Source organism: Streptomyces sp. NPDC057428, from assembly GCF_042803195.1.
Classification (GTDB): Bacteria; Actinomycetota; Actinomycetes; order Streptomycetales; family Streptomycetaceae; genus Streptomyces.
Genome location: NZ_JBHVCT010000029.1, coordinates 52,327 through 73,391 on the forward strand (window position 1 = coordinate 52,327; position 21,065 = coordinate 73,391).

The following is a 21,065-nucleotide window of genomic DNA, read 5'->3' on the forward strand; positions in this document are numbered from 1 at the left end:
CCCTCAGCCCCCGGCCGGTTCCGGCCCGGCGGCGGCCGCGGGTATGACGGGCGGCCCCGACCTCAGCAGCATCCGCTGCAGCTCGCGGGCCGCACGTGGCGGTTCGACGTCGCTGCGGTGCGCGAGAGCGATCGTGCGCCGCAGCGACGGAGTGGCCAGCGGTGTCGTACGCAGGTCCTGTCCCGCCCTGACGGCGACCATGCGGGGCACCACCGCGATCCCGAGGCCGGCCCGGACGAAGCCCAGCACCGCGTCCATCTCGCCGCCCTCGACCGTGAACGTCGGCTCGAAACCCTCCGCGCGGCAGGCGGCGACCGTCAGCTCGCGCAGGTCGTAGCCGTGTCGGAACATCACCAGCGGTTCGTGTTCGAGGTCAGCGACCGTCACAGAGCCTCCCCGTCCAGGGGCCGGGCGGGAGGCCGACGACACCACCACGAGGTCCTCGTGCAGCAGCTCCACCGTGGTCAGTGCCGGTGAGCCGGCGGGCAGCGGCAGGACGAGCAGCGCGAGGTCCAGGGCGCCCCGCGCCAGTTGCCTCACCAGGTCGTGGGACCCTCCCTCCTCGATGAGGAGCTGGATTCCGGGATGCGCGCCGTGGAAGGCGCGGAGCACGTCCGGGAGAAGGCCGGTGCAGACACTCGGGGTGGCGCCGAGCCTGATCCGGCCGCGGCGCAGCTGCACGAGCTCCAGCACCTCGTGGCGCGCGGTGTCCGCGTCCGCGAGGATCCTGCGCGCCAGCGGCAGCAGCGCCTCGCCGGCGTCGGTCAACGCGATGTTCCCCCGGGCCCGGCTGAAGAGTTCGGCGCCCAGTTCTTTCTCCAGCGCCTTGATCTGCTGGGAGAGCGAGGGCTGCGACACGTGTACGTCCTCCGCGGCCCGGGTGAAGTGCCTGGCCTCGGCCACGGCCACGAAGTAGGCGAGCTGCTGGAAGTGCATGAGGTCGACCTTAGCGAACATCATAGAGAATACCTATGGAAATGACTGGTTTCATGACTTGGACTGATGGTGCTGGTCGGATCTAGCGTCATACCCATGGCACTGGCAACGCGGACGGGCCGACGGCCGTCCATGACGCGTACGCTCTGGGACTCGTCCGTCGGCAAGAAAACGATCATGGCTGTGAGCGGCCTGATCATGCTCGGATACCTCGGCGTCCACATGCTGGGCAACCTGAAGATCTTCTTCGGATCCGGCGAGTACAACCACTACGCCCACTGGCTCAGGACCATCGGCGAGCCCTTCCTGCACTACGAGTGGGCGCTCTGGATCATCCGCGTCGTGCTCGTCGCGGCTGTCGTCCTGCACGCCGTGTCGGCGTACCAGCTGAGCCGCCGCGACCTCCGGGCCCGCCCGACCGCGTACGTGCACAGGAGGGCGCGTGCGAGCTATGCCACACGCACCATGCGATACGGCGGCATCATCCTCGCGCTGTTCATCGTCTGGCACATCCTCGACCTGACGACCGGCACCGTGCACTCCGGCGGATTCCAGCCGGGCCACCCCTACCAGAACGTGCTCGACACCTTCTCGACCTGGTGGGGCAACGTCGTCTACATCGTCGCCGTGCTCGCCCTCGGCCTGCACGTCCAGCACGGATTCTGGAGCGCGGCACAGACCCTCGGGGTGGGCAACGCGACCAGGGACCGCGTCCTGAAGACCCTCGGCAACGCCCTGGCAGTGGTACTGACGGCCGGTTTCGTCTCCGTGCCCGTCGCCGTGATGACCGGAGTGGTGAGCTGACATGAGTGACTACACGAACTACACGACCGGCGAACCGGTCGTCGACGCCAAGGCGCCGGAGGGCCCCGTCGCCGAGCGCTGGGACACCCGCCGCTTCCAGGCGAAGCTCGTCAATCCGGCCAACCGGCGCAAGCACACCGTCATCGTCGTCGGCACCGGCCTCGCAGGCGGCTCGGCAGGGGCGACACTCGCCGAACAGGGCTACCACGTCGTCCAGTTCTGTTTCCAGGATTCGCCCCGGCGCGCACACTCCGTCGCCGCGCAGGGCGGCATCAACGCCGCCAAGAACTACCGCAACGACGGCGACTCCGTGCACCGGCTCTTCTACGACACGGTCAAGGGCGGGGACTTCCGTGCCCGCGAGTCGAACGTGCACCGCCTGGCGGAGATCTCCGTGGAGATCATCGACCAGTGCGTCGCCCAGGGCGTTCCCTTCGCCCGGGAGTACGGCGGCCTCCTCGACAACCGGTCCTTCGGCGGCGTCCAGGTCTCCCGTACCTTCTACGCCCGGGGCCAGACGGGGCAGCAGCTCCTCCTCGGCGCCTATCAGGCACTCTCCCGGCAGATCGCGGCCGGCAACGTCGAGCTGCACGCCCGTACGGAGATGCTCGACCTGATCGTCGTCGACGGCAAGGCACGCGGCATCGTGGCCCGCGACCTCGTCACCGGGAAGATCGACACCTACTTCGCCGACGCGGTCGTCCTGGCCAGCGGCGGCTACGGCAACGTCTTCTACCTGTCGACGAACGCCATGAACTCCAACGCCACCGCGATCTGGCGGGCCCACCGCCGTGGCGCCTACTTCGCCAACCCCTGCTTCACCCAGATCCACCCCACGTGCATCCCGCGCACCGGCGAGCACCAGTCGAAGCTGACCCTGATGAGCGAGTCACTGCGTAACGACGGACGCATCTGGGTCCCGAAGGCCAAGGGCGACGAGCGCCCGGCGAACGAGATCCCCGAGGACGAGCGCGACTACTACCTGGAGCGCATCTATCCGGCCTTCGGCAACCTCGTGCCCCGCGACATCGCCTCCCGCGCCGCCAAGAACGTCTGTGACGAGGGCAGGGGCGTCGGCCCCGGAGGCCAGGGCGTGTACCTCGACTTCGCCGAGGCCATCGAGCGGATGGGGAGGAAGAACGTCGAGGAGAAGTACGGCAACCTCTTCGACATGTACGCCCGCATCACCGCGGAGAACCCCTACGAGACGCCCATGCGCATCTATCCGGCCGTGCACTACACGATGGGCGGACTCTGGGTCGACTACGACCTGCAGACCACGATCCCCGGCCTCTTCGCCATCGGCGAGGCCAACTTCTCCGACCACGGTGCCAACCGGCTCGGGGCCTCCGCGCTGATGCAGGGGCTCGCCGACGGCTACTTCGTCCTGCCGTCGACCATCAACGACTACCTGGCCCGCAATCCCCACTCCGAGGCGATCGACGCCGGCCACCCCGCGGTCACCGAGGCCGTCGCAGAGACCGAGGACAGGCTCAACCTCCTCCTCGCGGTCGACGGGGACCGCACCCCGGACTCCTTCCACCGGGAGATCGGCGAACTCATGTGGGAGTTCTGCGGAATGGCGCGGACCGAGCAAGGGCTCCGCAAGGCACTCGACCGGATCCCCGAGATCCGCGAGGAGTTCTGGCGCCGGATCAAGGTGCCCGGCACCGGTGAACAGTTCAACCAGTCGCTGGAGAAGGCCAACCGCGTCGTCGACTACCTGGAGCTCGCCGAGCTGATGTGCCTCGACGCCTTGCACCGGGAAGAGTCCTGCGGCGGTCACTTCCGCGAGGAGTCGCAGACTCCGGACGGTGAGGCCGCCCGCCGGGACGAGGAGTTCTCCTACGCCGCGGCCTGGGAGTTCAGCGCCACCGGCGACGCCCCAGTCCTGCACAAGGAAGACCTCGTCTTCGAGTACGTCCACCCCACACAGCGGAGCTACGCATGAAGCTCACCCTGCGCGTATGGCGCCAGCAGAACGCCGAGGCGCCCGGCGCCATGGCCACCTACGAAGTCGACGGCATCTCCCAGGACATGTCGTTCCTGGAGATGCTCGACACCCTCAACGAGGATCTCATCCTCAGCGGGGACGAGCCCGTCGCCTTCGACCACGACTGCCGCGAGGGAATCTGCGGCGCCTGCAGCCTCGTCATCAACGGCGACGCCCACGGCCCGGAGCGGACCACCACCTGTCAGCTCCACATGCGGTCCTTCGACGACGGCGACACCATCGACATCGAGCCGTGGCGTGCCTCGGCCTTCCCTGTGGTCAAGGACCTGGTCGTCGACCGGTCGTCCTTCGACCGGATCATCCAGGCCGGCGGATACATCTCCGCGCCCACCGGCACCGCACCGGACGCGCACGCCACCCCGGTGCCCAAGCCGGACGCGGACTCCGCCTTCGAGCACGCCGAGTGCATCGGCTGCGGCGCCTGCGTCGCCGCGTGCCCGAACGGCTCCGCGATGCTCTTCACCTCGGCGAAGATCAACCACCTCAACGTCCTCCCGCAGGGAGCACCCGAACGTGAGACCCGGGTCCTCGACATGGTCGCCACCATGGACGACGAGGGCTTCGGCGGCTGCACCCTCACCGGGGAATGCGCCACGGCCTGTCCCAAGGGCATCCCGCTGCCGTCGATCACCGCGATGAACAAGGAGTGGCTGCGGGCCACCCGCAAGGTGCGCCGCTGATCCGCCGCACGGTTCCGGTGGGAACCGGACACGCCCGGCCTCCGCGGGGAGTCAGCCCGTCCGCAGCGCCTTGGCCAGATATGCGGCGGTACGGCTCCCCGTGGCGCCGGCGACGTCCCGCGGGGCGCCGGTGGCGACGATCCGGCCGCCGACTGGGGCGCGTACGGCTCTGCCAGTGATCATGCCGCGTACCGCGTACCGCATGCCGCAGCCGGGACGGACGCCACCGACGCGGCCCCCGCCGACCTGAGAACCGGCGCCGGGCCGACGCCGGGTGCGCGGAGCGCGCCTGGTGCACCAGGCGCCCCGTCGCACCGGGCGCGGGCACGATCGCCGGCGAGGTGCGGATGTCCCGTCTACACCATCGGGTCCATCCCGCGGTCGGTCAGGGTGCTCTCCTGCTCGCTCTGCTCCCGCAGGCGGCGGGCCTTGTCCTGGAGCCGCTGCCGCTGTTCCGGGTCGGTGGCGTGGTCTGCGGCTTCCTTGAGCTCCTGCGCCTTGGCTCGCAGCTGCCGGACACGACCATCGGACTCTCCTGCACTGCTCATGATCACTCCTGGATCTGTGGGGGGAGCGGACAGCATCAGGGAAGCAGCGCCCACGCCCACATGCATCTCGAGCGGCCACGCTTCGCGACCGGGGCGGGCCGTGCGGCGGTGCGGCATCGCCGTGGTGCGGGTGCCGCGCGTGACGACACCCCGTGCCGGTAGCCGGGACACCGGGCGGCGGTCGCCGCCAGCACTTCCCCGGCTACCCGCGACGCGTCCCCCGCCGGCAGCGCCTCAAGACCCCCACCCGGGCAGGGGTCTTGAGACTGTGTGGTGCCGGGGGTGCGCGCCGCAGGTCCCCCGGACGGTCGGAGCGGCGGTGTTCCTCAGCCGTCCCCGTCGAGCCGGAAGCCGACCTTGAGGCCCACCTGGTAGTGGGCGATGCGGCCGTTCTCGATGTTCCCGCGCACTTGAGTCATCTCGAACCAGTCGAGATTGTGCAAGGTTTCGGAGGCCCGTGCGATGCCGTTCCGGATCGCCGCGTCCAGGCCCTCCTCGGACGTTCCTACGATCTCGGTGACCCGGTAGGTGTGTTTGGACATCAAATGTCTCCTTTCCTGTCCCCACGGTGCCTCACTCCGCGTGGGTGCGCGAGGCAGCGCATCGAGGGCTTCCCGGCACTCGACGGGGGCGGCGAGCCTGACGTCATCGAGGTCGGCGACACCCAGGTGCCCAGTGGGCGGAAACCGGCGAGCTGGGTGACCTCAGAAGCCGTCGGACCGCATCACCTCCAGGCTGATCAGCGGCTGACCGAGAAGCCCGCGCGGCTCGGGACCCGGGGATTCAGCCGTCCCACATCGCGGATCCCCCCAGCGGTCACGTCGAATCCAGCCGGTCACGGAAGAAGTAGAGGGGCTGGGCCGTCGCAGCACCCGTGAAGGCCCGGCAGCCGCCCTCGCTGATCCCTCCCCCGGAGACCGCCATGCCCGTGCTGCCCCTCTCCACGCCCGCGCACCTCTCCACCGCCGCACCCGCATCTGCACCCGCACCCGCATCCGCACCCGTCGCCGCGCCCGCGCCCCGGCGGGCAGGTGCCGGCAGCACCTCCGGTTACCGGGTCGCCCTGGCCACCGGCGCGGCGGACGTGCGGGCAGCCCAGCGCCTGCGCCACCTGGTGTTCGCCGGCGAGCTCGGAGCCCGGCTCGACAGCCTCGAACCCGGCCTGGACGTGGACGCCTTCGACGCGTACTGCGACCACCTGCTGGTGCGCGAGAACGCCACGGGGGAAGTCGTCGCCACCTACCGGCTCCTGCCCCCCGAAGGAGCCAGGCGGGCCGGCGGACTCTACGCGGAGGGCGAGTTCGACCTCGGAAGGCTCCGGCCGATCCGTGACGACCTCGTCGAGGTGGGCAGGTCCTGCGTCCACCCCGCACACCGGGACGGGGCCGTCATCGCCCTCATATGGGCCGGGCTCGCCCGCTACATGGAGCGCACCGGCCACAACTGGCTCGCGGGCTGCTGCTCCGTGCCCCTCGCCGACGGTGGTGCCCTCGCCGCCAGGAGCTGGGACACCGTGCGGACCCACAACCTGGCGCCCGAGGAGTACTGGGTCACACCGCACCGCCTGTGGGACACCTCTGGGCACCCCTCCGGCGGGCCCGCCGGCCAGGCCGCACTCCCGCCGCTGCTGCGCGGCTACCTCCGTCTCGGCGCCTGGGTCTGCGGAGCCCCCGCCCACGACCCCGGCTTCGACGTCGCGGACCTCTACGTCCTGCTCTCGATGCGCCGAACCGACCCCCGCTACCTGCGCCACTTCCTCTCGCTGGCCCCGATGCGATGAGCGGCTGGCTGCCCGTCGCGCCCTGCACCCCGCGTGACTGCGCGTACCACGAGGGCGCCGTGCGCCCGCCCCTCCCCGCCGCAGGACTTCTGGCCGCCGGGTGCGCCGTCACCCTTCTCGGGCTGCTGTGCGCGCCCGCCGCACTGCTCCTGGGACCGGGGCACCGGGACCGCCTTGTCCGCCGGTGGGCCCGGGCGGTGGTGCGGGCGTTCGGGGTGCGGATACGTGTCACCGGCGCTCCCGTGGAACGCGTGCGGCCACCGACGGGCGAGCTCGTCGTCGCCAACCACGTCTCCTGGCTGGACATCCCGCTGCTCGCCGCCGTGCTGCCCGCCCGGATGCTGGCCAAGAGCGAGATACGGTCCTGGCCCGTCCTCGGCCCGGTCGCCGCGCTCGGTGGCACGCTGTTCATCGAGCGGGACCGGCTGCGCGCCCTGCCGGACGCGGTGCGCACGCTCGCCGGGGCACTGGGTGCCGGATCACGGGTGGCGGTGTTTCCCCAGGGCAGCACCTGGTGCGGCCGGAGCGCCGGAGGGCGGTTCCGGCCCGCCGCCTTCCAGGCGGCGGTCGACGCCGGCGCCTCCGTCCGTCCCGTCCGGATCAGTTACCGGACCGGACGGACGAACGGGTCGGGGGCCGCGGCGTTCGTCGGGGACGACCCCATCGCCGCCTCCCTGTGGCGGGTGGTGACCGCCGCCGGGCTCATCGCCGAGATCCACGTGATGCCGCAGTTCTCCGCGGCCGACGAGCCCGACAGGCGGGCACTGGCGCGTGCCGCTCAGTCGGCCGTCGCCAGTGAGAGCGCGAACCTGCCACCCTCGTCCGTCCACCACTGATCCAGCCGCATCCCGGCAGCCGCCAGCTCGGTGCGCACCCCCTCCTCGCGGAACTTCGCCGAAACCTCCGTGCGCAGGTCCTCGCCCTCCTCGAACTGCACCACCAGGTCCAGCTCCCGGATCTTCACCGTCAGTGCCCGGCGCGCGCGCAGCCGCATCTCGATCCACTCGCGCTCCGGGTCCCACAGGGCGACATGGGTGAAGTCCTCGGGCGGGAAGTCCGCGCCGAGTTCACGGTTGACCACCGTCAGGACGTTCTTGTTGAAGGCGGCCGTCACCCCGGCCGCGTCGTCGTAGGCCTTCACCAGGGTCGCCTCGTCCTTGACCAGGTCCGTGCCGAGCAGGAGGCTGTCACCCGGTGCCAGCCGCTCCCGGACGGAGCGCAGGAACACGGCGCGCTCGCCGGGCAGCAGATTGCCGACCGTCCCGCCCAGGAACACGACCAGCCGGGGGCCGGGGGTGTCGGGCAGGTCGATGGCGTGGGTGAAGTCGGCGACGAGCGCGTGCACGGACAGCCCGGGGCGCTCGGCGAGCAGGGCCTCGGCGGCGCCGGTGAGGGCACTCTCGCTCACATCGACGGGTACGTACGTGTGGAGTCCGGGCAGCGCGTCCAGGAGGTGCCTGGTCTTCTCGGACGACCCCGAGCCCAGTTCGACCAGGGTGCGGGCCCCGGAGGCCGCGGCGATCTCGCCGGCACGGGCGATCAGGATCTCGCGTTCGCAACGCGTCGGGTAGTACTCGGCCAGCCGGGTGATGTCCTCGAACAGGTCGCTTCCGTGCGCGTCGTAGAACCACTTGGGGGGCAGCGTCTTCGGGTGCCCGGTCAGACCGCTGCGCACATCGGCGCGCAGCGCCGCGTCCGTCGCGTCCGCCGGCAGGGTGCGGGTCAGCAGGAAAGGACTCACGCAGAGGGCTCCTTGAGCGGGGTCATGAGGACATCGGTGCGGGTCGCGGACAGCAGTGTGCGGTCCGGAACCTCGCGCCAGCAGGGATCGTCGTCGTACGGCTCCGAGGCCACCACCGTGCGGTGGCCCGGGTCGTGGAGAAACCAGAGCGAGTCGCCCCAGGCGGTCGCCACGACGGTGGAACCGTCGGTGACCAGCAGGTTGAGGCGTGATCCGGGGGAGGCGGCGGCGACGTCGAGAACCGTGTCGGCCACCGCCTGCCCTATCTCGTCGCCCTGGGAGGTCCGGTGGAGCACGAGTGCCCAGAGCAGCGCCGAGTCGGACCGGGCGGCCAGCGAGAGCAGCCGCTCGGGCGGCAGGACGGCGGCCAGCGGCGCCAGGGAGCCCGGCCACCCCAGCACCGCGCCGTTGTGGCTGAACAGCAGGCGGCCCTCGGCGAAGGGCGCCGCGGCCGCCTCCCCGTCGGCGCCGGCGAACGTCGCGTCACGGACCGCGGCGAGCAGCGCGGTGCTGCTCACCACGCGGGCCAGATCGGCGAACGTCTCGTCGCCCCAGACGGGTCCGGCACGCCGGTAGCGTCCGGGGACGGGGTCCTCCTGGGCGTACCAGCCGACCCCGAAACCGTCGGCGTTCACCGTCCCGGACCGCTGACGCCGAGGCTCCCACGACTGACGCACCAGCCCGTGCGAGGGCGTCACCAGCACCTCACCCAGGGCGACCGATGGTCCCAGGTAGGCGATGTGGCGGCACATCAGGCATTCCTCGCGGTGCGGAAGCCGGAGAAGATCTGACGCCGCACGGGGAGGTCCCAGTTTCGGAACGTGCCGCGGACCGCGACCGGGTCCACGGCGAACGAGCCCCCGCGCAGCACCTTGTGTCCGGGGCCGAAGAACACCTCGGAGTACTCGCGGTACGGAAAGGCCACGAAGCCGGGGTAGGGGAGGAAGTCGCTCGACGTCCACTCCCACACGTCCCCGATCAGCTGACCCACGCCCGCCGGGGAGCGACCGGCCGCGTACGCTCCCGCCGCGGCGGGGCGCAGGTGCCGCTGGCCCAGATTGGCCCGCTCGACGGTCGGGTCGTCGTCGCCCCAGGGGTAGCGGAGCGAACGGCCCGACGCGGGGTCGTGGCGGGCGGCCTTCTCCCACTCCGGCTCGGTCGGCAGCCGCCTGCCGGCCCAGCGGGCGTAGGCGTCCGCCTCGTACCAGCTGACGTGCAGCACCGGCTCGTCCGCCGGCACGGGCTCCGTCACCCCGAAGCGCCTGCGAAGCCACTGGCCGGCGTCCCGGTGCCAGAACAGCGGCGCGGCCAGGTCGTGTTGCCGGACCATGGCCCAGCCCTCGGGCGCCCACCAGCGGGCGTCCGTGTAGCCGCCGTCCTCGATGAACCGCTGATAGGCGCCACTGGTGACCGGGGCGGTGTCGATGTGGAACGCCGCCACCTCGCGCCGGTGGGCGGGCCTTTCGTTGTCCAGGGCCCACGGCTCGGTCGATGTGCCCATGGTGAACGGGCCTCCCGGGACCAGGACCTCGGCCGGCAGGGAGACGGCGTCGGTGGGACCGGGGGGCTCCGGCGCGCTGAGCACCGCGGGCCCCGACCGCAGCTGATGGGTGATCAGCATGGTCTCGTCATGCTGCTGTTCGTGCTGCGCGACCATGCCGAAGGCGAAGCCCGCCCGTTCCAGGGGGCGGCCCCCGCCGTGCAGCGGCGCACCGCCGAGGATGTCCAGGGCCCGGCCGCGTACGTCGGCGGCGTAGCTCCGGGCCTCGGCGGGTGCGAGGAGGGGCAGCGAAGGGCGGCTGGCCCTGGAGTGCTCGAATGCGTCGTACAGCCCGTCGATCTCCGGGCGCAGGGCCTCGCGGCCGCCCACGGCCCGAAGCAGCCACAGTTCCTCCTGGTTGCCGATGTGCGCCAGGTCCCAGACCAGGGGCGACATCAGTGGGGAGTGCTGTGCGGTCAGCTCGTCGTCCTCGACGCTGTCGGTGAGCAGGGCGGTGCGCTCGCGGGCCGCGAGGAGGGCTGCCAGGGCGCGTTCGCGCAGCATCTCCGCGTCGTGCTCCCGGCCGGTGGACGGAGCGGGGGTGTCGGTCATCGGACCAGGCCCTTTCCGTGAGGTGCGTGTGCGGGGTCGGCCAGATCGTCGGCCGGACACCGGCCGCGGGCCGTGTAGCGCTCGTCGAAGGCCGCGACCGTCTCGATGACGTGGTCGTCGGCCCCGATCCTCGGCAGTGCCTCCAGCGCCGTCGCGAAGCAGGCCGCGGCGGCGGCGGCGAGCTCCGGGTCGCTCAGCCCGTCTCGGGCCGCGGCTGTCCACAGCGGATTGCGGGGCGCCGCCGAAGGGCCCGCCGTCTCCGCCAGCGGCTTCACGGTGCGGTACACGGTCTCCGCCGCTTCCGGGTCGTCGAACAGGGCGGTGGTGACGGCGAGTGGCACGAGCCAGCCGTCGGTGCCGGACTGGGCGTCGATCATGCGCAACTCCAGATGCCCGCGCGGGCGAACCGGCGGGAACAGGGTCGTGAGGTGGTAGTCGAGGTCCGCCCGCACCGGGGGCCGGGGCCCGCCGCCGCGGATCCACTCGCGAAACGTCAGCCCGACCGGTACGCCCCACGGGGCATCGTCCTCCCGGATACACATCACGGGCGTGTCGAGCGCGTGGGCGGTCCAGGCACGGCGGGGCCCGAGGCGGCTCTGCGGCGCCAGCGACCTGTTCGGATCGAGGTCCGTCCACAAGGCCTGCCGGGTCGAGCGCCAGCCGCTGCGGCGTCCCTCCCGGAAGGGCGAATTGGCGAACGCCGCCACCAGCACGGCACCCAGCAGATGCGCGAGCTGCCAGCGCCGCCCGTAGCCGAGCGGACCCGGCTCCTCCTCACCGGCGTCCAGGCATACCTGGACGGACGCGGAGGTGCACATCATCGCGCGGCCTGATGGCCCCGACCGGTCCAGGGCCGCTTCCATGGCCGCGTAGCGGGGTTCCCGGAGCAGACGCCGGGGAGGGTGCCAGGGGTCGACCCCGAGACCGGACAGGACCAGTCCGGTGCGGCCGAGGGTTTCGCGTACGGAGACGAGGTCCGCGGCCGTGGCGTCGACGCAGGCCATCAGCGAGCCGGCGGGCTGGGAGCTGAGCTCGAGCTGGCCGCCGGGCTCGAAGGTCAGAGCCGCGTCCAGCGGCGTCGCGCGCACGGCGTCGGCGGCGGCGCGGAGGCGCTCGTGGGGGACGGCGACCTCGGGGTGCTCACGGTCGTGGATGAGCCATTCCAACTCCACACCGACCGTCCGGGGCGGTCCCGTCTTGAAACATATGCCGCGAAGCAGATCCTCCGCCTCCTCCTCGCCGAGGGGCGTCGTGTCGACGGGCGGACCGTGCTGGCCGAGAGTGTCCGGGGGCATGCTGGGCCTCCTCTTCGGGTGCTTCCTTCCACCCAAACCCTTACCGGGGGTTCGCACAAGGGTGCCCCCACGCCATGAAAACCGCTTGCGTCCATGCCGCCACCGCGTCCAGCATGCCCCGTATGCACCACACGGGGGCGCGCCCATGAGCGCACGGCTGCGCGGTATCGCGCGCGAGACGGAGAACATCGTCCGGGCCGGGCGCTATCGCGTGCCCGACGGCCGCGAGGTGTCCATCGAGCGGGCCGTGACGGCCGCACTCTCCGGCACGCGGCTCCACGGCCCGGAGCCGGTGCCCGTGGCCGTACCGGACACCGACCGCACTCCGGTGGTCGAGGTGACGTGCGAGACGAGCCTGCAGGCCGCCCGTCGGCTGACGGGCGAGTCCCCGGCCAGGACGGCCGTCCTGAACTACGCCTCCGCGCGCAACCCCGGCGGCGGCTATCTGAACGGCGCGCAGGCCCAGGAAGAGTCCCTGTGCCGCGGCTCCGCCCTCCACGCCACCTTGCTGCGCGTCCCGGAGTACTACGCGCACCACCGTGCGGAACGCAGCGCCTTCTACACCGACCGAGTCATCCACTCACCCGGCGTGCCGGTCTTCCGGGACGACCGCGGGCGGCTCCTGGACGCCCCGTACACCGCCGGATTCCTCACTTCGCCCGCACCCAACGCCGGAGTCATCCGCCGCCGCGAACCGGTGGCGGCTCACGGTATCCCCGCCGCGCTGGCGAGCCGAGCCGAACGGGTCTTGGAGGTGGCCGCCGTTGGCGGCTACCGCCGACTGGTGCTGGGTGCCTGGGGCTGCGGTGTCTTCATGAACGAACCGGGCGAGGTGGCCGAAGCGTTCCATTCGCTGCTCGCCGACGGGCGGCGGTTCGCGGGCCACTTCGAGCGGATCGTCTTCGGCATTCCGGGCCGTGACCCCGACTCCGCCGTCCGGGCGGCCTTCACCCGCGTGTTCGCCGGTCAGCTCCAGTCGTAACGCTCCCGCAGCCGCCCCGCCACCAGCTCGAACCTGTCCCGGTCCAGGGCACAGGCCTCGCGCCGCATCCCGTCCTCGTGGACCCGCAGCATCCGGTCCAGATCCACCCAGGACGGCCGGCCGGAGCTGTCCCAGGGGCCGGCCCCCAGCGCGACCCCTTCATGGTCCCGCTCGTGCTGCTTGCTCGACAGCTGGACGGCGAGAAGCGTGCCCCCCGCCTCGCGTGCCACCACGAGGACCGGCCGGTCCTTGCCGCGGCCGTCGTTCTCCTCGAACGGCACCCAGGTCCACACGATCTCGCCGGGGTCCGGATCGCCGTCGCGGTCGGGGGCGTACGAGGTGCGGACGGGCCCCGCGTCGTAGGGGTCCGCCTCCGTCGTCGCGTTCGGGCCACTGCGGCCGGGGAAGTCGGTCGAGCTGTCGCTGCTGTGGTTGGCCTGCTGGAACGTCATCGCAACACCGTAGAACCTGTACGGCCCAGTCCGTGGAGCGGGTCCGCGAAACGAGCCTCAGGCTCGCTCGTATGATCACCTCTTCCGCGTTCGCGCATCTGGCCCGCGCCGTCACGGCGGCCGGGCTCCTGGCGGCGGCCCTGCTGCAGACGGCCCCTGTCGCCACGTCAGCCGTACCGCCACCGGCGACCTCGACCTCCGGTTCAGCTTCAGGGCCTTCGGGCGGCTCCGCCGAGCCGGCCGCACGTACGGTCTCAGGATGGCTTCCCTACTGGGACCAGGAGGGCGCCTACCAGGACGCTCTGCGTCACGCCGACCAACTGCACACCGTCAGTCCGTTCTGGTACCAGGCGATTTCGGCAGGCCGGATCGACTCCCACCCGGGCGCCGGTGAACGCCGCGTCATCGACGGACTGCACCGGGCAGGCATCAAGGTGGTCCCGACGGTCATGGAGACGATGAAGTCCGGTTCCCTGGCGGCGATCCTCACCAGCCGTGCCAGGCGCGCGGAGCACGCCGACGCGCTGATGCGCACCGTAGCCACCCGTGACTACGACGGTCTCGACCTCGACTACGAATCCATCGCCACCACCGGCGACGCGACCTACGCCTCCGTGCGCGACGGGTTCACCGCCCTCGCCACGGACCTCTGCGCCCGCCTGCACACGCTCGCCAAGCAGTGCGTGATCACGGTCTTCCCCCGAACCGCGACGACCGGACGCATCTGGGACTACGCCGCGCTCGGGCGTGTCGCCGACCGGGTCCGCATCATGGGCTACAACCTGCACTGGTCGGGCGGCGACCCCGGGCCCCTGGCCGACACCCGCTGGTACGACGACATCCTGACCCGCGCCACGGCCCTCGTCCCGGCCGACAGACTGGAGATGGGCCTGCCCGCGTACGGATGGGACTGGCCGGCAGACAGCGCCAGTACATCCGCCACGAAACACGTCACCTGGAGGGAGGCCGAAGCGCTGCGCGCCGAACAGGGCGCCCCCTACCGCCTCGACGCCGTCTCGGGCACGCCGTACTTCACGTACCACGACGGCACCGAGTCCCGTGAGGTCTGGTACCAGGACGCACGCGGGGTCGCCACGCATCTGCCCGTGCTGCGCAAGCACGGCGTCATCAACACGGCCCTGTGGGCGCTGAACTTCGAGGACCCGGGAATCTGGCCGGTACTCGCCGGCCCGTGACGCCCGGCCCCGCCGACGACCAGCGAGTCCACCTGCACAGGGCGGGCCCCGGCGACCGGGGACGGGACCACGGTGGCCCGGGGCGCGGTTCACGACGTGCGGGACAGGGCCCGGATGCCTACCGTCATGCGCATGAGCCATCCGCAGAGCTACGAGATCCTGCTGTTCCCGGAACCGCAGGGATCCGCCGTCCGCGCCCCCGAGCCGGACACCGCCATCCGCTCGGCGGTCGTCGACGCCACGGGGGACACCGGGGAGTCCGGATACCCGCGCTACGAGGGAGAGGGCATGACGGCGGACATCGACCCGGCGACGCACACCGTCGAGGCCCTGCTGGTCGACGGTTTCGAACTCGACTACGGGCTCACGGCCAGGATCGCGGAACGGACGCGCGGCACCGGGGGAGCCGGTGAGGACGGCCGAGCCGGGTAGCGGATATCGCACCACGGGTCCCGGCCGCCACCGGCTCCTCGTCCGCGTCCCGGGGCGGTCGCCGCACGACAAAGGCCCGGCCGGACGGCCGGGCCTTCATCACGTCTGCCGCACGTGCTCAGGGACTACTGCTGCTCCTGCTGTGCCTGCTTCTGCTCGTCCACGGACTTGCGTACCTCGTCCATGTCCAGGTTGCGCGCCTGTCCGATGACGTCCTCCAGGGCCGCCTCGGGAAGCGCACCGGGCTGGGAGAACACCGCGACATTGTCGCGGACGATCATCAGCGTGGGGATGGAACGGATCTCGAAGGCCGCTGCCAGCTCCTGCTGCGCCTCCGTGTCGACCTTGGCGAAGACAAGGTCCGGGTGACGCTCGGACGCCGAGTCGTAGACCGGCGCGAACTGCCGACACGGACCACACCAGGAAGCCCAGAAGTCGATCAGCAGGAATTCGTTGTCGCTCACGACCTGATCGAAGTTTTCCTTGGTGAGCTCTACGGTGCTCATACTCTCTTACCTCTTCCTGGGACCGTTCGGACCTGTCGGGCTCAACGGTGACGTCGCTTGAGCTATTCCGCCTGCCCGTGTGACTCCGGCGCACACCCGCCACCACACCGTTCCCATGACTGATGAGGATGTCGGGAAGAGCGCCGAATGCGACGTCGTGGTCATCGGGGCGGGCCCCGTGGGGGGAGATCCGGTCCCGGGCAGCGTCGGGCTCGCGGCAGGCCGCCGCCGAGCTCCGCGTTCAGGGAACCAGCAGCGTCTTGATCATCCCGTCCCGCTTGTCCTGGAAGGTCCTGTACGCTTCCGGGCCCGCTTCGAGCGGCAGCCGGTGTGTCGCGAAGGTGTCGACGCCCAGTGGGTCCTCGTCGCTCAGCAAGGGCAGGATGTCGTCGACCCAGTGCTTGACGTTGGCCTGTCCCATTCTGAACTGGATCTGCTTGTCGAACATGGTCAGCATCGGCAGCGGGTCGGCCGCCCCGCCGTACACGCCGGAGACCGAGACCGTGCCACCGCGGCGCACGATGTCGATCGCCGCCCGCAACGCGGCCAGCCGGTCGATCCCCATGGTCTCCATGAGACGTTCGCCGACCGCGTCGGGCACGAGCCCCACCGCCCAGTGAGCGGCCTTCGCGACGGGAGCGCCGTGCGCTTCCATGCCCACCGCGTCGATCACCGCGTCCGTGCCGCGCCCTTCCGTCAGATCCCTGATGACGTCGCCGAGGTCCTTCCCGTGCCGGCGCAGGTCGAGGCACTTCACCCCGTCCGCCTCGGCACGTGCCAGTCGCTCAGGGACGAGGTCCACACCGACCACCGTGCCGGCGCCGCGGTGCAGGGCGATACGGGCCGCCATCGCGCCGATGGGCCCGAGCCCGAGGACGGTCACCGTCCCGCCTGGCGGGACCGACGCGTACTCCACGGCCTGCCAGGCGGTGGGCAGCACGTCCGACAGGTAGACGAACCGGTCGTCCGCCGGTCCGTGGGGCACCTTGATCGGCAGGCTGTTGCCGAACGGCACGCGCAGGAGTTCGGCCTGCCCGCCGGGCACCTGGCCGTATAGCTTGGTGTAGCCGAAGAGTGCGGCGCCCATTCCGCGCGCACGGACCTGCGTGGTCTCGCACTGGGACTGCAGGCCCCGGTCGCACATGAAGCAGTGCCCGCAGGAGTTGTTGAAGGGGATGACGACCCGGTCCCCGGGGACCAGGGACGTCACCTCCGGGCCGACCTCCTCCACGATCCCCATGGGCTCGTGACCGAGGATGTCGCCGGGGTCGAGGTACGGGCCCAGGACCTCGTAGAGGTGTAGATCCGAGCCGCAGATGCCGGTGGACGTGATCCGGACGATGACGTCGGCCGGATCCTCGATCCTCGGGTCCGGGACCGTCTCCACCCGGACATCTCTCTTGCCCTGCCACGTCAGTGCCCGCATGATGCGACTCCTTCCGCCGTACGTCGGGGCGGACGCCCCGCTGCTCGGTCGGCTGCCCGCCCCGGCCGGTGACGCGGCCGGGGTCTTCGTCCGTCGTGCTCCGTCCCCGGAAAACTCGTGCGATCCGGAGTCCGGCCCGCGCAGACGACTCGCCACCGCTTCCGCACCCGTGACCGGCTCTTCAGTGCCGGACGCAGACGTGGCCGGGCCTTTCCCTCCCCAACTGTCCCGTCACTCGTCGCCCGCCGCACCTCGGTGCCCACTCCGCACGGCCGCCGCAGGTGCGACACGTGCGGCGGGGCGTCCCGGCGCGACGGGCGCCGGCTCATCCGCGGCCGTCGAGATCCGCCCGGCCGCCGGCGCCGAGCAGCCCCGTCCCCTCGAAGGAGGTCTCCCGCTGCAGCCGGGGGATCTCACGCCTGGAGAGTGCGGTGACGACCGGTGGCATGGCGGCACGCACGACCTGCGCGGCACGCAGCCACGCGGGCGCGTACACGGCGGCGCGGCGGTGTTCGACGGCGCGCACCAGGCGCACGGCCACGTACTCCACCGGATAGACCTTGCGTGCGGGCCGGGGCATGTGCGCGCGCAGTTCCCGCAGTACGGGGTGTTCGTCCGCGTCGCGGATCATGTCCGTGTCGGTCCAGTTCAGGTAGGCGATTCCCACGCCGACGCCCTCATGGGCCAGCTCGGCACGCAGCGAATGAGCGAACGACTCCACCCCGGCCTTGGAGGCGCAGTAGGCGCTCATCATGGGTGCCGCGCCGATGGAGGCCAGTGAGGCGACCTGCAGGTAGTAGCCGTGTGTGGCCCGCAGATGAGGCAGGAACGCACGGGCGGTGATCGCGCTGCCGGTCAGGTTCACCTCGATCACCCGCCGCCAGGTCGCCGGATCCGACTCGGCGAATGGGCCGCCTTCCGCCAGCCCGGCGTTCGCGACCACGACCGAGGCGGGCCCCATACGCTCCCTGATCTCGTCGGCGACCCGGCTCATCCGGGCGTCCTCGGTGATGTCGGCCTCCCAGCACCGGGCGCCGGGAATCGTGTCCCGCACCTCGGCCAGCGTGGCCTGCTCCCGGCCGATCAGGGCCACTCTGGCGCCGCGCCGCGTGAGTTCCCGTGCCATCCCCGCGCCCAGGCCCCTCGCCGCACCGGTCACGACGGCGACACGGTCGTGCAGAGGATGAGCTGTGCTGGTCACATGAGCCTCCTCGACGGGGGTGCGGCCGCAGTGGTGCTCCGCACCGCCAGTTGTGCGGGCCGGAGAGGTCGGTGACCGGAGGGCCCACATCTGCAGCACGGCCCATTCTGGGCATACCGCGTGAAGGGTGCATGCGCGAAATGTGTGCGAGGACGTGTGGGATCGGCCGTGCCGACGCCGCCCATGACGGATCCTGCGCGACGTCCGCCGTTCAGGCGCCGATGCCGTGCGCCCGGGAGCCCTTCCCGTCCCTGCGGCCGAGTGCTCGCTGTGCGCGGCTGAGCAGGTCGGCGGGGAACCGTGCGCGCAGCGCGGCGTGAGCCGCGTTCGCCCCCGGTGCCCCGTGCACCCCACCACCGGGGTGGGCGGAGGCCGAAGCGAGGTAGAGGCCCTTCACCGGGGTCTCCGGCCGCCCTGTGCCCGGCGTGGGCCGGAACACCAACTGCTGGTGCATCGACGCCGTACCGCCGTTGATCGCGCCCCCGCGAAGGTTGGCGTCCAGGGCCTGCAGAGTCGGCGGTGCCAGAAGCCGGCGGGCTCTGATGCGGGAGCGGAATCCCGGTGCCCACCGTTCCACCTCGGCCTCGATCCGGTCGCCCATGGCTTCCTGCTCCCGCCGGTCCCACCGGCCGGTCAGTCCGTCGTCCCCCACGTCACCTCTGACCCGTTGCGGCACATGGGTGTAGGCCCAGGCCGACTCAGTGCCCACGGGAGAGCGGGTCGGGTCGGCGACGGTCATCTGGCCGAAGATCAGGAAGGGACGGTCCGGGACCTGCCCCATGCTGATCTGTGCGGCGAACCCGGTGAGCCCGTCCACGCCGTCGGCCAGATGCACGGTGCCCGCGCCTGACGCCTCGTGGGCGGTCCAGGGCACAGGCCCGTCCAGGGCCCAGTCGACCTTGAACGTTGCGAAGTCCCACTGGAAGCGCCGCAGGTCCGCAAGCAGCCGCGCGGGCAGGTGGTGCGGTTCGACCAGTTCTTCGTACAGTGCCGGAGCCGAGACGTCGGCGACCACGGCCCGGGTGGCGGGCAGGTCCTCGCCCGCCGAGGTCCGGACCCCCACGGCCCTGCCCTCACGCACGAGCACGCGCGTCACGCGCTCACCGCAGCGCACCGCGCCGCCGCGCCGCTCCAGCCGGCTGACGAGGGCTTGCGTGAGCGCACCGGCCCCGCCGACCGGGACGGGGAAGCCGTACGTCTGACCCAGCATCGACATCAGCCAGCCGAAACCTCCGCTGCCCGCCGCCTCCGGTGCGAGATCGGCGTGCAGGGCGTTGCCGGCCAGGAGGAGCTTTCCGGCCTCGCCTGTGAACTCCTCGTCCCCGAGCCGTCGTACCGGCAGGACCAGCGACCTGGCCAGTCGCAGTCCCCCCGCCGCCCGCAGCCCCGCCGTGAGCCTGGCCACGGACCTGATGGGCGGGAACGGCTTGAACAGGGCGCCGACGATGTCCGGGCCGAGGCGGTTCCACACCTCGTGCAGGCCGAGCCAGGACTCCCCGTCGCCCGGAGCCAGCGCGTCCAGCCCGGCGGCGGTGTCCGCGCACCGGCGCTCCAGGACCGCGCACCGGCCGTCCCGCATGGGGTGTGCGAGGACGCGTGGTGCGTGGCTCCACCGCAGCCCCTCCCGCCGGAGCTCCATCCTCGCCAGGATCGGGGAGGCGGCGGCCAGCGGGTAGAAGGAGCTGAACACGTCGCTCACGTAGTCGGGATGCACCCCACGATCGCTGCGGACCGCTCCGCCCGGTTCCGGCTGCGCCTCCAGAACTTCTACGCTCCATCCGGCGTCGGCGAGCAGGTTCGCCGCGACGAGCCCGTTGGGCCCCGCCCCGATCACCACTGCATCCGGCACTGTGGCCTCCCCGTCCATCTCTACGTCGTCGCACCGATGCCGGTCACGCGGGAAGGGCGAGGGGTGCGGACGCCGGGTGACGGGCCGCGGCCCGGCGCCGGTTCCTCCGTATGTGTGTACCGGAAGACCGAGCCGGCTCCTGCCACCGGCTCCGGCAGTTCGTGAACGGGCCCCGACAGCCACCCGGTCGCCTTAGCGACAGCCGTCGTCGGGGAGTGCCGGGGACGTGCGACGGTGTTGTCGGGGCCCGCGGCGATGCACCGGTGTCCTGGCGTCGCCGTCCGTACGGATGCCGGGTCAGTTCGCGGTGGACTCGTGCGCCCGGATCGCTCTGAGCCCACGCCCCAGGCTGGTGAACTCGGCGCTCAGGTCGTTCCCGCGCACGAGGTAGTTGTGCACCCGTCCGTCCTCCGGTCGCTCGGTGGCCCGGTACAGGGTCCCGTTCACGGTGATCGTCCAGTCGTCGCCGTCCTGGGCCCACCCGACCGTCTTCTTCATAGTGCCTCTCCTCTGTCGTCCCCGCCGTGGTCCGGCGGCTGTGTATTGGCATGAAGAACGGCCTGCGGCGCTCTGCGGTTCCGCCTTCTGTGGGCCATTCGGCTTGACCTGATCAATCGTCACGAAATCGGCCTACAGTCCGACTTGAATGGCCGACAGAAGTAGGACAACCTGCCCGGCGCTGAGCGGGCGGGCTGCCCTGGCGGCGTCCGTCCGGTCTGTCGGGATCTCGGGCGTGGCCGGAGACGGGCCGTGGCATACAGGCGACGACGTCGGGCACACGGCAGGTCCGACGTCGATTTGAGGAGTCCGTCATGGTGGTAGTCGGCATCGTTGCCGTATGCGTCGTCCTGGCCGTTCTGGCCTTCCTCGTTCCGCGCCTGTCCCGTCACCCGGAACACGGGACGCAGCGCACTCTGGGACTTGGATCGCGCGCGGGCGGCAAGGCCCCCGGCGTACTGGGCCGGATCTTCAGCAAGCCCTTCCGCAGCAGCTCCAAGGCCGTCGGCCACAGTGGCTCGGCCGGTCGCCGCGCCCGTGGCCGCATGCCCTTCTGACGGCATCCGGCCGACGGGCGTTCCCCGCAACCGAATGGGCCCCGGCACCCCGGCCGGTCCTTGACGACGGCCGGGG

23 protein-coding genes are annotated in these 21,065 nt (G+C 71.6%); 9 read left to right on the forward strand and 14 right to left on the reverse strand.

The genetic code is table 11. The features are described from left to right. Nucleotides 1–3 precede the first annotated feature (3 nt). Nucleotides 4–936, reverse strand: a complete 933-nt coding sequence (locus tag ACFU5K_RS14435) for a LysR family transcriptional regulator (RefSeq protein WP_384060699.1) — start codon at nt 934–936, stop codon at nt 4–6. Between the two features lie 96 nt (nt 937–1,032). Here ACFU5K_RS14435 and ACFU5K_RS14440 point away from each other — a divergent pair, with 96 nt between their 5' ends. Genes ACFU5K_RS14440 through ACFU5K_RS14450 form a run of 3 tightly spaced genes read left to right on the forward strand, consistent with a single transcriptional unit; the run spans nt 1,033 to nt 4,434 of the window. Then, on the forward strand, nt 1,033–1,740 hold the full coding sequence (locus ACFU5K_RS14440; protein WP_384060638.1) for a succinate dehydrogenase: 708 nt from the start codon (nt 1,033–1,035) through the stop codon (nt 1,738–1,740). Between the two features lies 1 nt (nt 1,741). Continuing rightward, nucleotides 1,742–3,691: a fumarate reductase/succinate dehydrogenase flavoprotein subunit gene (locus ACFU5K_RS14445; protein ID WP_384060640.1), complete on the forward strand. Its 1,950-nt coding sequence runs from the start codon at nt 1,742–1,744 to the stop codon at nt 3,689–3,691. Next, nucleotides 3,688–4,434, forward strand: coding sequence for a succinate dehydrogenase/fumarate reductase iron-sulfur subunit (locus tag ACFU5K_RS14450; protein WP_327112004.1), 747 nt, complete (start codon nt 3,688–3,690; stop codon nt 4,432–4,434). The genes ACFU5K_RS14445 and ACFU5K_RS14450 overlap by 4 nt, the downstream gene beginning before the upstream one ends. 51 nt (nt 4,435–4,485) lie before the next feature. On the opposite strand, the gene ACFU5K_RS14455 is transcribed toward ACFU5K_RS14450, so the two are convergent. From ACFU5K_RS14455 to ACFU5K_RS14465, 3 genes are all read right to left on the reverse strand, one after another. After that, nucleotides 4,486–4,617: a hypothetical protein gene (locus ACFU5K_RS14455; protein ID WP_384060643.1), complete on the reverse strand. Its 132-nt coding sequence runs from the start codon at nt 4,615–4,617 to the stop codon at nt 4,486–4,488. A gap of 173 nt (nt 4,618–4,790) precedes the next feature. Further along, a complete protein-coding gene (locus ACFU5K_RS14460) occupies nt 4,791–4,982 on the reverse strand; it encodes a DUF6381 family protein (RefSeq protein ID WP_384060645.1) in 192 nt (63 codons plus the stop codon). 326 nt (nt 4,983–5,308) lie between these two features. After that, nucleotides 5,309–5,524 carry a dodecin gene (locus tag ACFU5K_RS14465; protein ID WP_384060648.1) on the reverse strand — a complete coding sequence of 72 codons (216 nt, stop codon included), beginning with the start codon at nt 5,522–5,524 and terminating at the stop codon, nt 5,309–5,311. 380 nt (nt 5,525–5,904) lie between these two features. On the opposite strand from ACFU5K_RS14465, the gene ACFU5K_RS14470 reads away from it, so the two are divergent. Together ACFU5K_RS14470 and ACFU5K_RS14475 are read left to right on the forward strand one after the other, a co-directional pair. Then, complete coding sequence (locus tag ACFU5K_RS14470) at nt 5,905–6,762, forward strand: GNAT family N-acetyltransferase (RefSeq protein ID WP_384060651.1); 858 nt, start codon at nt 5,905–5,907, stop codon at nt 6,760–6,762. After that, nucleotides 6,759–7,598, forward strand: coding sequence for a lysophospholipid acyltransferase family protein (locus ACFU5K_RS14475; protein WP_384060654.1), 840 nt, complete (start codon nt 6,759–6,761; stop codon nt 7,596–7,598). Before ACFU5K_RS14470 ends, ACFU5K_RS14475 begins: the two co-directional genes overlap by 4 nt. Here the strand turns inward: ACFU5K_RS14475 and egtD are convergent. Genes egtD through egtA form a run of 4 tightly spaced genes read right to left on the reverse strand, consistent with a single transcriptional unit; the run spans nt 7,541 to nt 11,890 of the window. Then, nucleotides 7,541–8,503 (reverse strand): L-histidine N(alpha)-methyltransferase, encoded by a 963-nt coding sequence (gene egtD / locus ACFU5K_RS14480; RefSeq protein WP_384060657.1) that lies wholly within the window; start codon nt 8,501–8,503, stop codon nt 7,541–7,543. The genes ACFU5K_RS14475 and egtD overlap by 58 nt on opposite strands. Further along, the gene (egtC, locus tag ACFU5K_RS14485) at nt 8,500–9,255 is read right to left on the reverse strand and encodes an ergothioneine biosynthesis protein EgtC (RefSeq protein WP_384060660.1); all 756 of its coding nucleotides are present in this window, start codon (nt 9,253–9,255) and stop codon (nt 8,500–8,502) included. Before egtC ends, egtD begins: the two co-directional genes overlap by 4 nt. Further along, entirely contained in the window at nt 9,255–10,595 is a 1,341-nt protein-coding gene (gene egtB, locus ACFU5K_RS14490; RefSeq protein WP_384060662.1) for an ergothioneine biosynthesis protein EgtB, read from the reverse strand. The genes egtC and egtB overlap by 1 nt, the downstream gene beginning before the upstream one ends. Beyond that, complete coding sequence (gene egtA / locus ACFU5K_RS14495; protein ID WP_384060665.1) at nt 10,592–11,890, reverse strand: ergothioneine biosynthesis glutamate--cysteine ligase EgtA; 1,299 nt, start codon at nt 11,888–11,890, stop codon at nt 10,592–10,594. The genes egtB and egtA overlap by 4 nt, the downstream gene beginning before the upstream one ends. A gap of 145 nt (nt 11,891–12,035) precedes the next feature. Here egtA and ACFU5K_RS14500 point away from each other — a divergent pair, with 145 nt between their 5' ends. Next, nucleotides 12,036–12,872, forward strand: a complete 837-nt coding sequence (locus ACFU5K_RS14500; RefSeq protein ID WP_384060668.1) for a TIGR02452 family protein — start codon at nt 12,036–12,038, stop codon at nt 12,870–12,872. On the opposite strand, the gene ACFU5K_RS14505 is transcribed toward ACFU5K_RS14500, so the two are convergent. Then, a complete protein-coding gene (locus tag ACFU5K_RS14505; RefSeq protein WP_384060670.1) occupies nt 12,857–13,324 on the reverse strand; it encodes a type II toxin-antitoxin system PemK/MazF family toxin in 468 nt (155 codons plus the stop codon). The two genes, ACFU5K_RS14500 and ACFU5K_RS14505, sit on opposite strands and share 16 nt — an antisense overlap. A 71-nt stretch (nt 13,325–13,395) precedes the next feature. Here ACFU5K_RS14505 and ACFU5K_RS14510 point away from each other — a divergent pair, with 71 nt between their 5' ends. Then, nucleotides 13,396–14,520, forward strand: a complete 1,125-nt coding sequence (locus tag ACFU5K_RS14510; RefSeq protein WP_384060673.1) for a glycosyl hydrolase family 18 protein — start codon at nt 13,396–13,398, stop codon at nt 14,518–14,520. Nucleotides 14,521–14,652: 132 nt separating this feature from the next. After that, a complete protein-coding gene (locus tag ACFU5K_RS14515; RefSeq protein ID WP_384060676.1) occupies nt 14,653–14,952 on the forward strand; it encodes a hypothetical protein in 300 nt (99 codons plus the stop codon). 125 nt (nt 14,953–15,077) lie between these two features. On the opposite strand, the gene trxA is transcribed toward ACFU5K_RS14515, so the two are convergent. The 5 genes from trxA to ACFU5K_RS14540 form a co-directional block, all read right to left on the reverse strand. Continuing rightward, nucleotides 15,078–15,458, reverse strand: a complete 381-nt coding sequence (gene trxA, locus ACFU5K_RS14520) for a thioredoxin (protein WP_384060679.1) — start codon at nt 15,456–15,458, stop codon at nt 15,078–15,080. A gap of 241 nt (nt 15,459–15,699) precedes the next feature. Further along, complete coding sequence (locus ACFU5K_RS14525; RefSeq protein WP_384060681.1) at nt 15,700–16,884, reverse strand: zinc-dependent alcohol dehydrogenase; 1,185 nt, start codon at nt 16,882–16,884, stop codon at nt 15,700–15,702. A 325-nt stretch (nt 16,885–17,209) separates the two neighbouring features. Further along, entirely contained in the window at nt 17,210–18,085 is an 876-nt protein-coding gene (locus tag ACFU5K_RS14530) for an SDR family oxidoreductase (RefSeq protein ID WP_384060684.1), read from the reverse strand. Between the two features lie 211 nt (nt 18,086–18,296). Continuing rightward, a complete protein-coding gene (locus ACFU5K_RS14535) occupies nt 18,297–19,934 on the reverse strand; it encodes a phytoene desaturase family protein (protein WP_384060686.1) in 1,638 nt (545 codons plus the stop codon). A 297-nt stretch (nt 19,935–20,231) separates the two neighbouring features. Continuing rightward, a complete protein-coding gene (locus tag ACFU5K_RS14540) occupies nt 20,232–20,432 on the reverse strand; it encodes a hypothetical protein (RefSeq protein ID WP_384060689.1) in 201 nt (66 codons plus the stop codon). Between the two features lie 314 nt (nt 20,433–20,746). On the opposite strand from ACFU5K_RS14540, the gene ACFU5K_RS14545 reads away from it, so the two are divergent. Continuing rightward, the gene (locus tag ACFU5K_RS14545; protein WP_384060691.1) at nt 20,747–20,989 is read left to right on the forward strand and encodes a DUF6411 family protein; all 243 of its coding nucleotides are present in this window, start codon (nt 20,747–20,749) and stop codon (nt 20,987–20,989) included. Nucleotides 20,990–21,065 lie beyond the last annotated feature (76 nt).

Bases quoted from the DNA above. Each gene is read 5' to 3' on its own strand.
- ACFU5K_RS14435 (WP_384060699.1), bottom strand. From the start codon at position 936: ATGCACTTCCAGCAGCTCGCCTACTTCGTGGCCGTGGCCGAGGCCAGG.
- ACFU5K_RS14440 (WP_384060638.1), top strand. From the start codon at position 1,033: ATGGCACTGGCAACGCGGACGGGCCGACGGCCGTCCATGACGCGTACG.
- ACFU5K_RS14445 (WP_384060640.1), top strand. From the start codon at position 1,742: ATGAGTGACTACACGAACTACACGACCGGCGAACCGGTCGTCGACGCC.
- ACFU5K_RS14450 (WP_327112004.1), top strand. From the start codon at position 3,688: ATGAAGCTCACCCTGCGCGTATGGCGCCAGCAGAACGCCGAGGCGCCC.
- ACFU5K_RS14455 (WP_384060643.1), bottom strand. From the start codon at position 4,617: ATGATCACTGGCAGAGCCGTACGCGCCCCAGTCGGCGGCCGGATCGTC.
- ACFU5K_RS14460 (WP_384060645.1), bottom strand. From the start codon at position 4,982: ATGAGCAGTGCAGGAGAGTCCGATGGTCGTGTCCGGCAGCTGCGAGCC.
- ACFU5K_RS14465 (WP_384060648.1), bottom strand. From the start codon at position 5,524: ATGTCCAAACACACCTACCGGGTCACCGAGATCGTAGGAACGTCCGAG.
- ACFU5K_RS14470 (WP_384060651.1), top strand. From the start codon at position 5,905: ATGCCCGTGCTGCCCCTCTCCACGCCCGCGCACCTCTCCACCGCCGCA.
- ACFU5K_RS14475 (WP_384060654.1), top strand. From the start codon at position 6,759: ATGAGCGGCTGGCTGCCCGTCGCGCCCTGCACCCCGCGTGACTGCGCG.
- egtC (WP_384060660.1), bottom strand. From the start codon at position 9,255: ATGTGCCGCCACATCGCCTACCTGGGACCATCGGTCGCCCTGGGTGAG.
- egtB (WP_384060662.1), bottom strand. From the start codon at position 10,595: ATGACCGACACCCCCGCTCCGTCCACCGGCCGGGAGCACGACGCGGAG.
- egtA (WP_384060665.1), bottom strand. From the start codon at position 11,890: ATGCCCCCGGACACTCTCGGCCAGCACGGTCCGCCCGTCGACACGACG.
- ACFU5K_RS14500 (WP_384060668.1), top strand. From the start codon at position 12,036: ATGAGCGCACGGCTGCGCGGTATCGCGCGCGAGACGGAGAACATCGTC.
- ACFU5K_RS14505 (WP_384060670.1), bottom strand. From the start codon at position 13,324: ATGACGTTCCAGCAGGCCAACCACAGCAGCGACAGCTCGACCGACTTC.
- ACFU5K_RS14510 (WP_384060673.1), top strand. From the start codon at position 13,396: ATGATCACCTCTTCCGCGTTCGCGCATCTGGCCCGCGCCGTCACGGCG.
- ACFU5K_RS14515 (WP_384060676.1), top strand. From the start codon at position 14,653: ATGAGCCATCCGCAGAGCTACGAGATCCTGCTGTTCCCGGAACCGCAG.
- trxA (WP_384060679.1), bottom strand. From the start codon at position 15,458: ATGAGCACCGTAGAGCTCACCAAGGAAAACTTCGATCAGGTCGTGAGC.
- ACFU5K_RS14525 (WP_384060681.1), bottom strand. From the start codon at position 16,884: ATGCGGGCACTGACGTGGCAGGGCAAGAGAGATGTCCGGGTGGAGACG.
- ACFU5K_RS14540 (WP_384060689.1), bottom strand. From the start codon at position 20,432: ATGAAGAAGACGGTCGGGTGGGCCCAGGACGGCGACGACTGGACGATC.
- ACFU5K_RS14545 (WP_384060691.1), top strand. From the start codon at position 20,747: ATGGTGGTAGTCGGCATCGTTGCCGTATGCGTCGTCCTGGCCGTTCTG.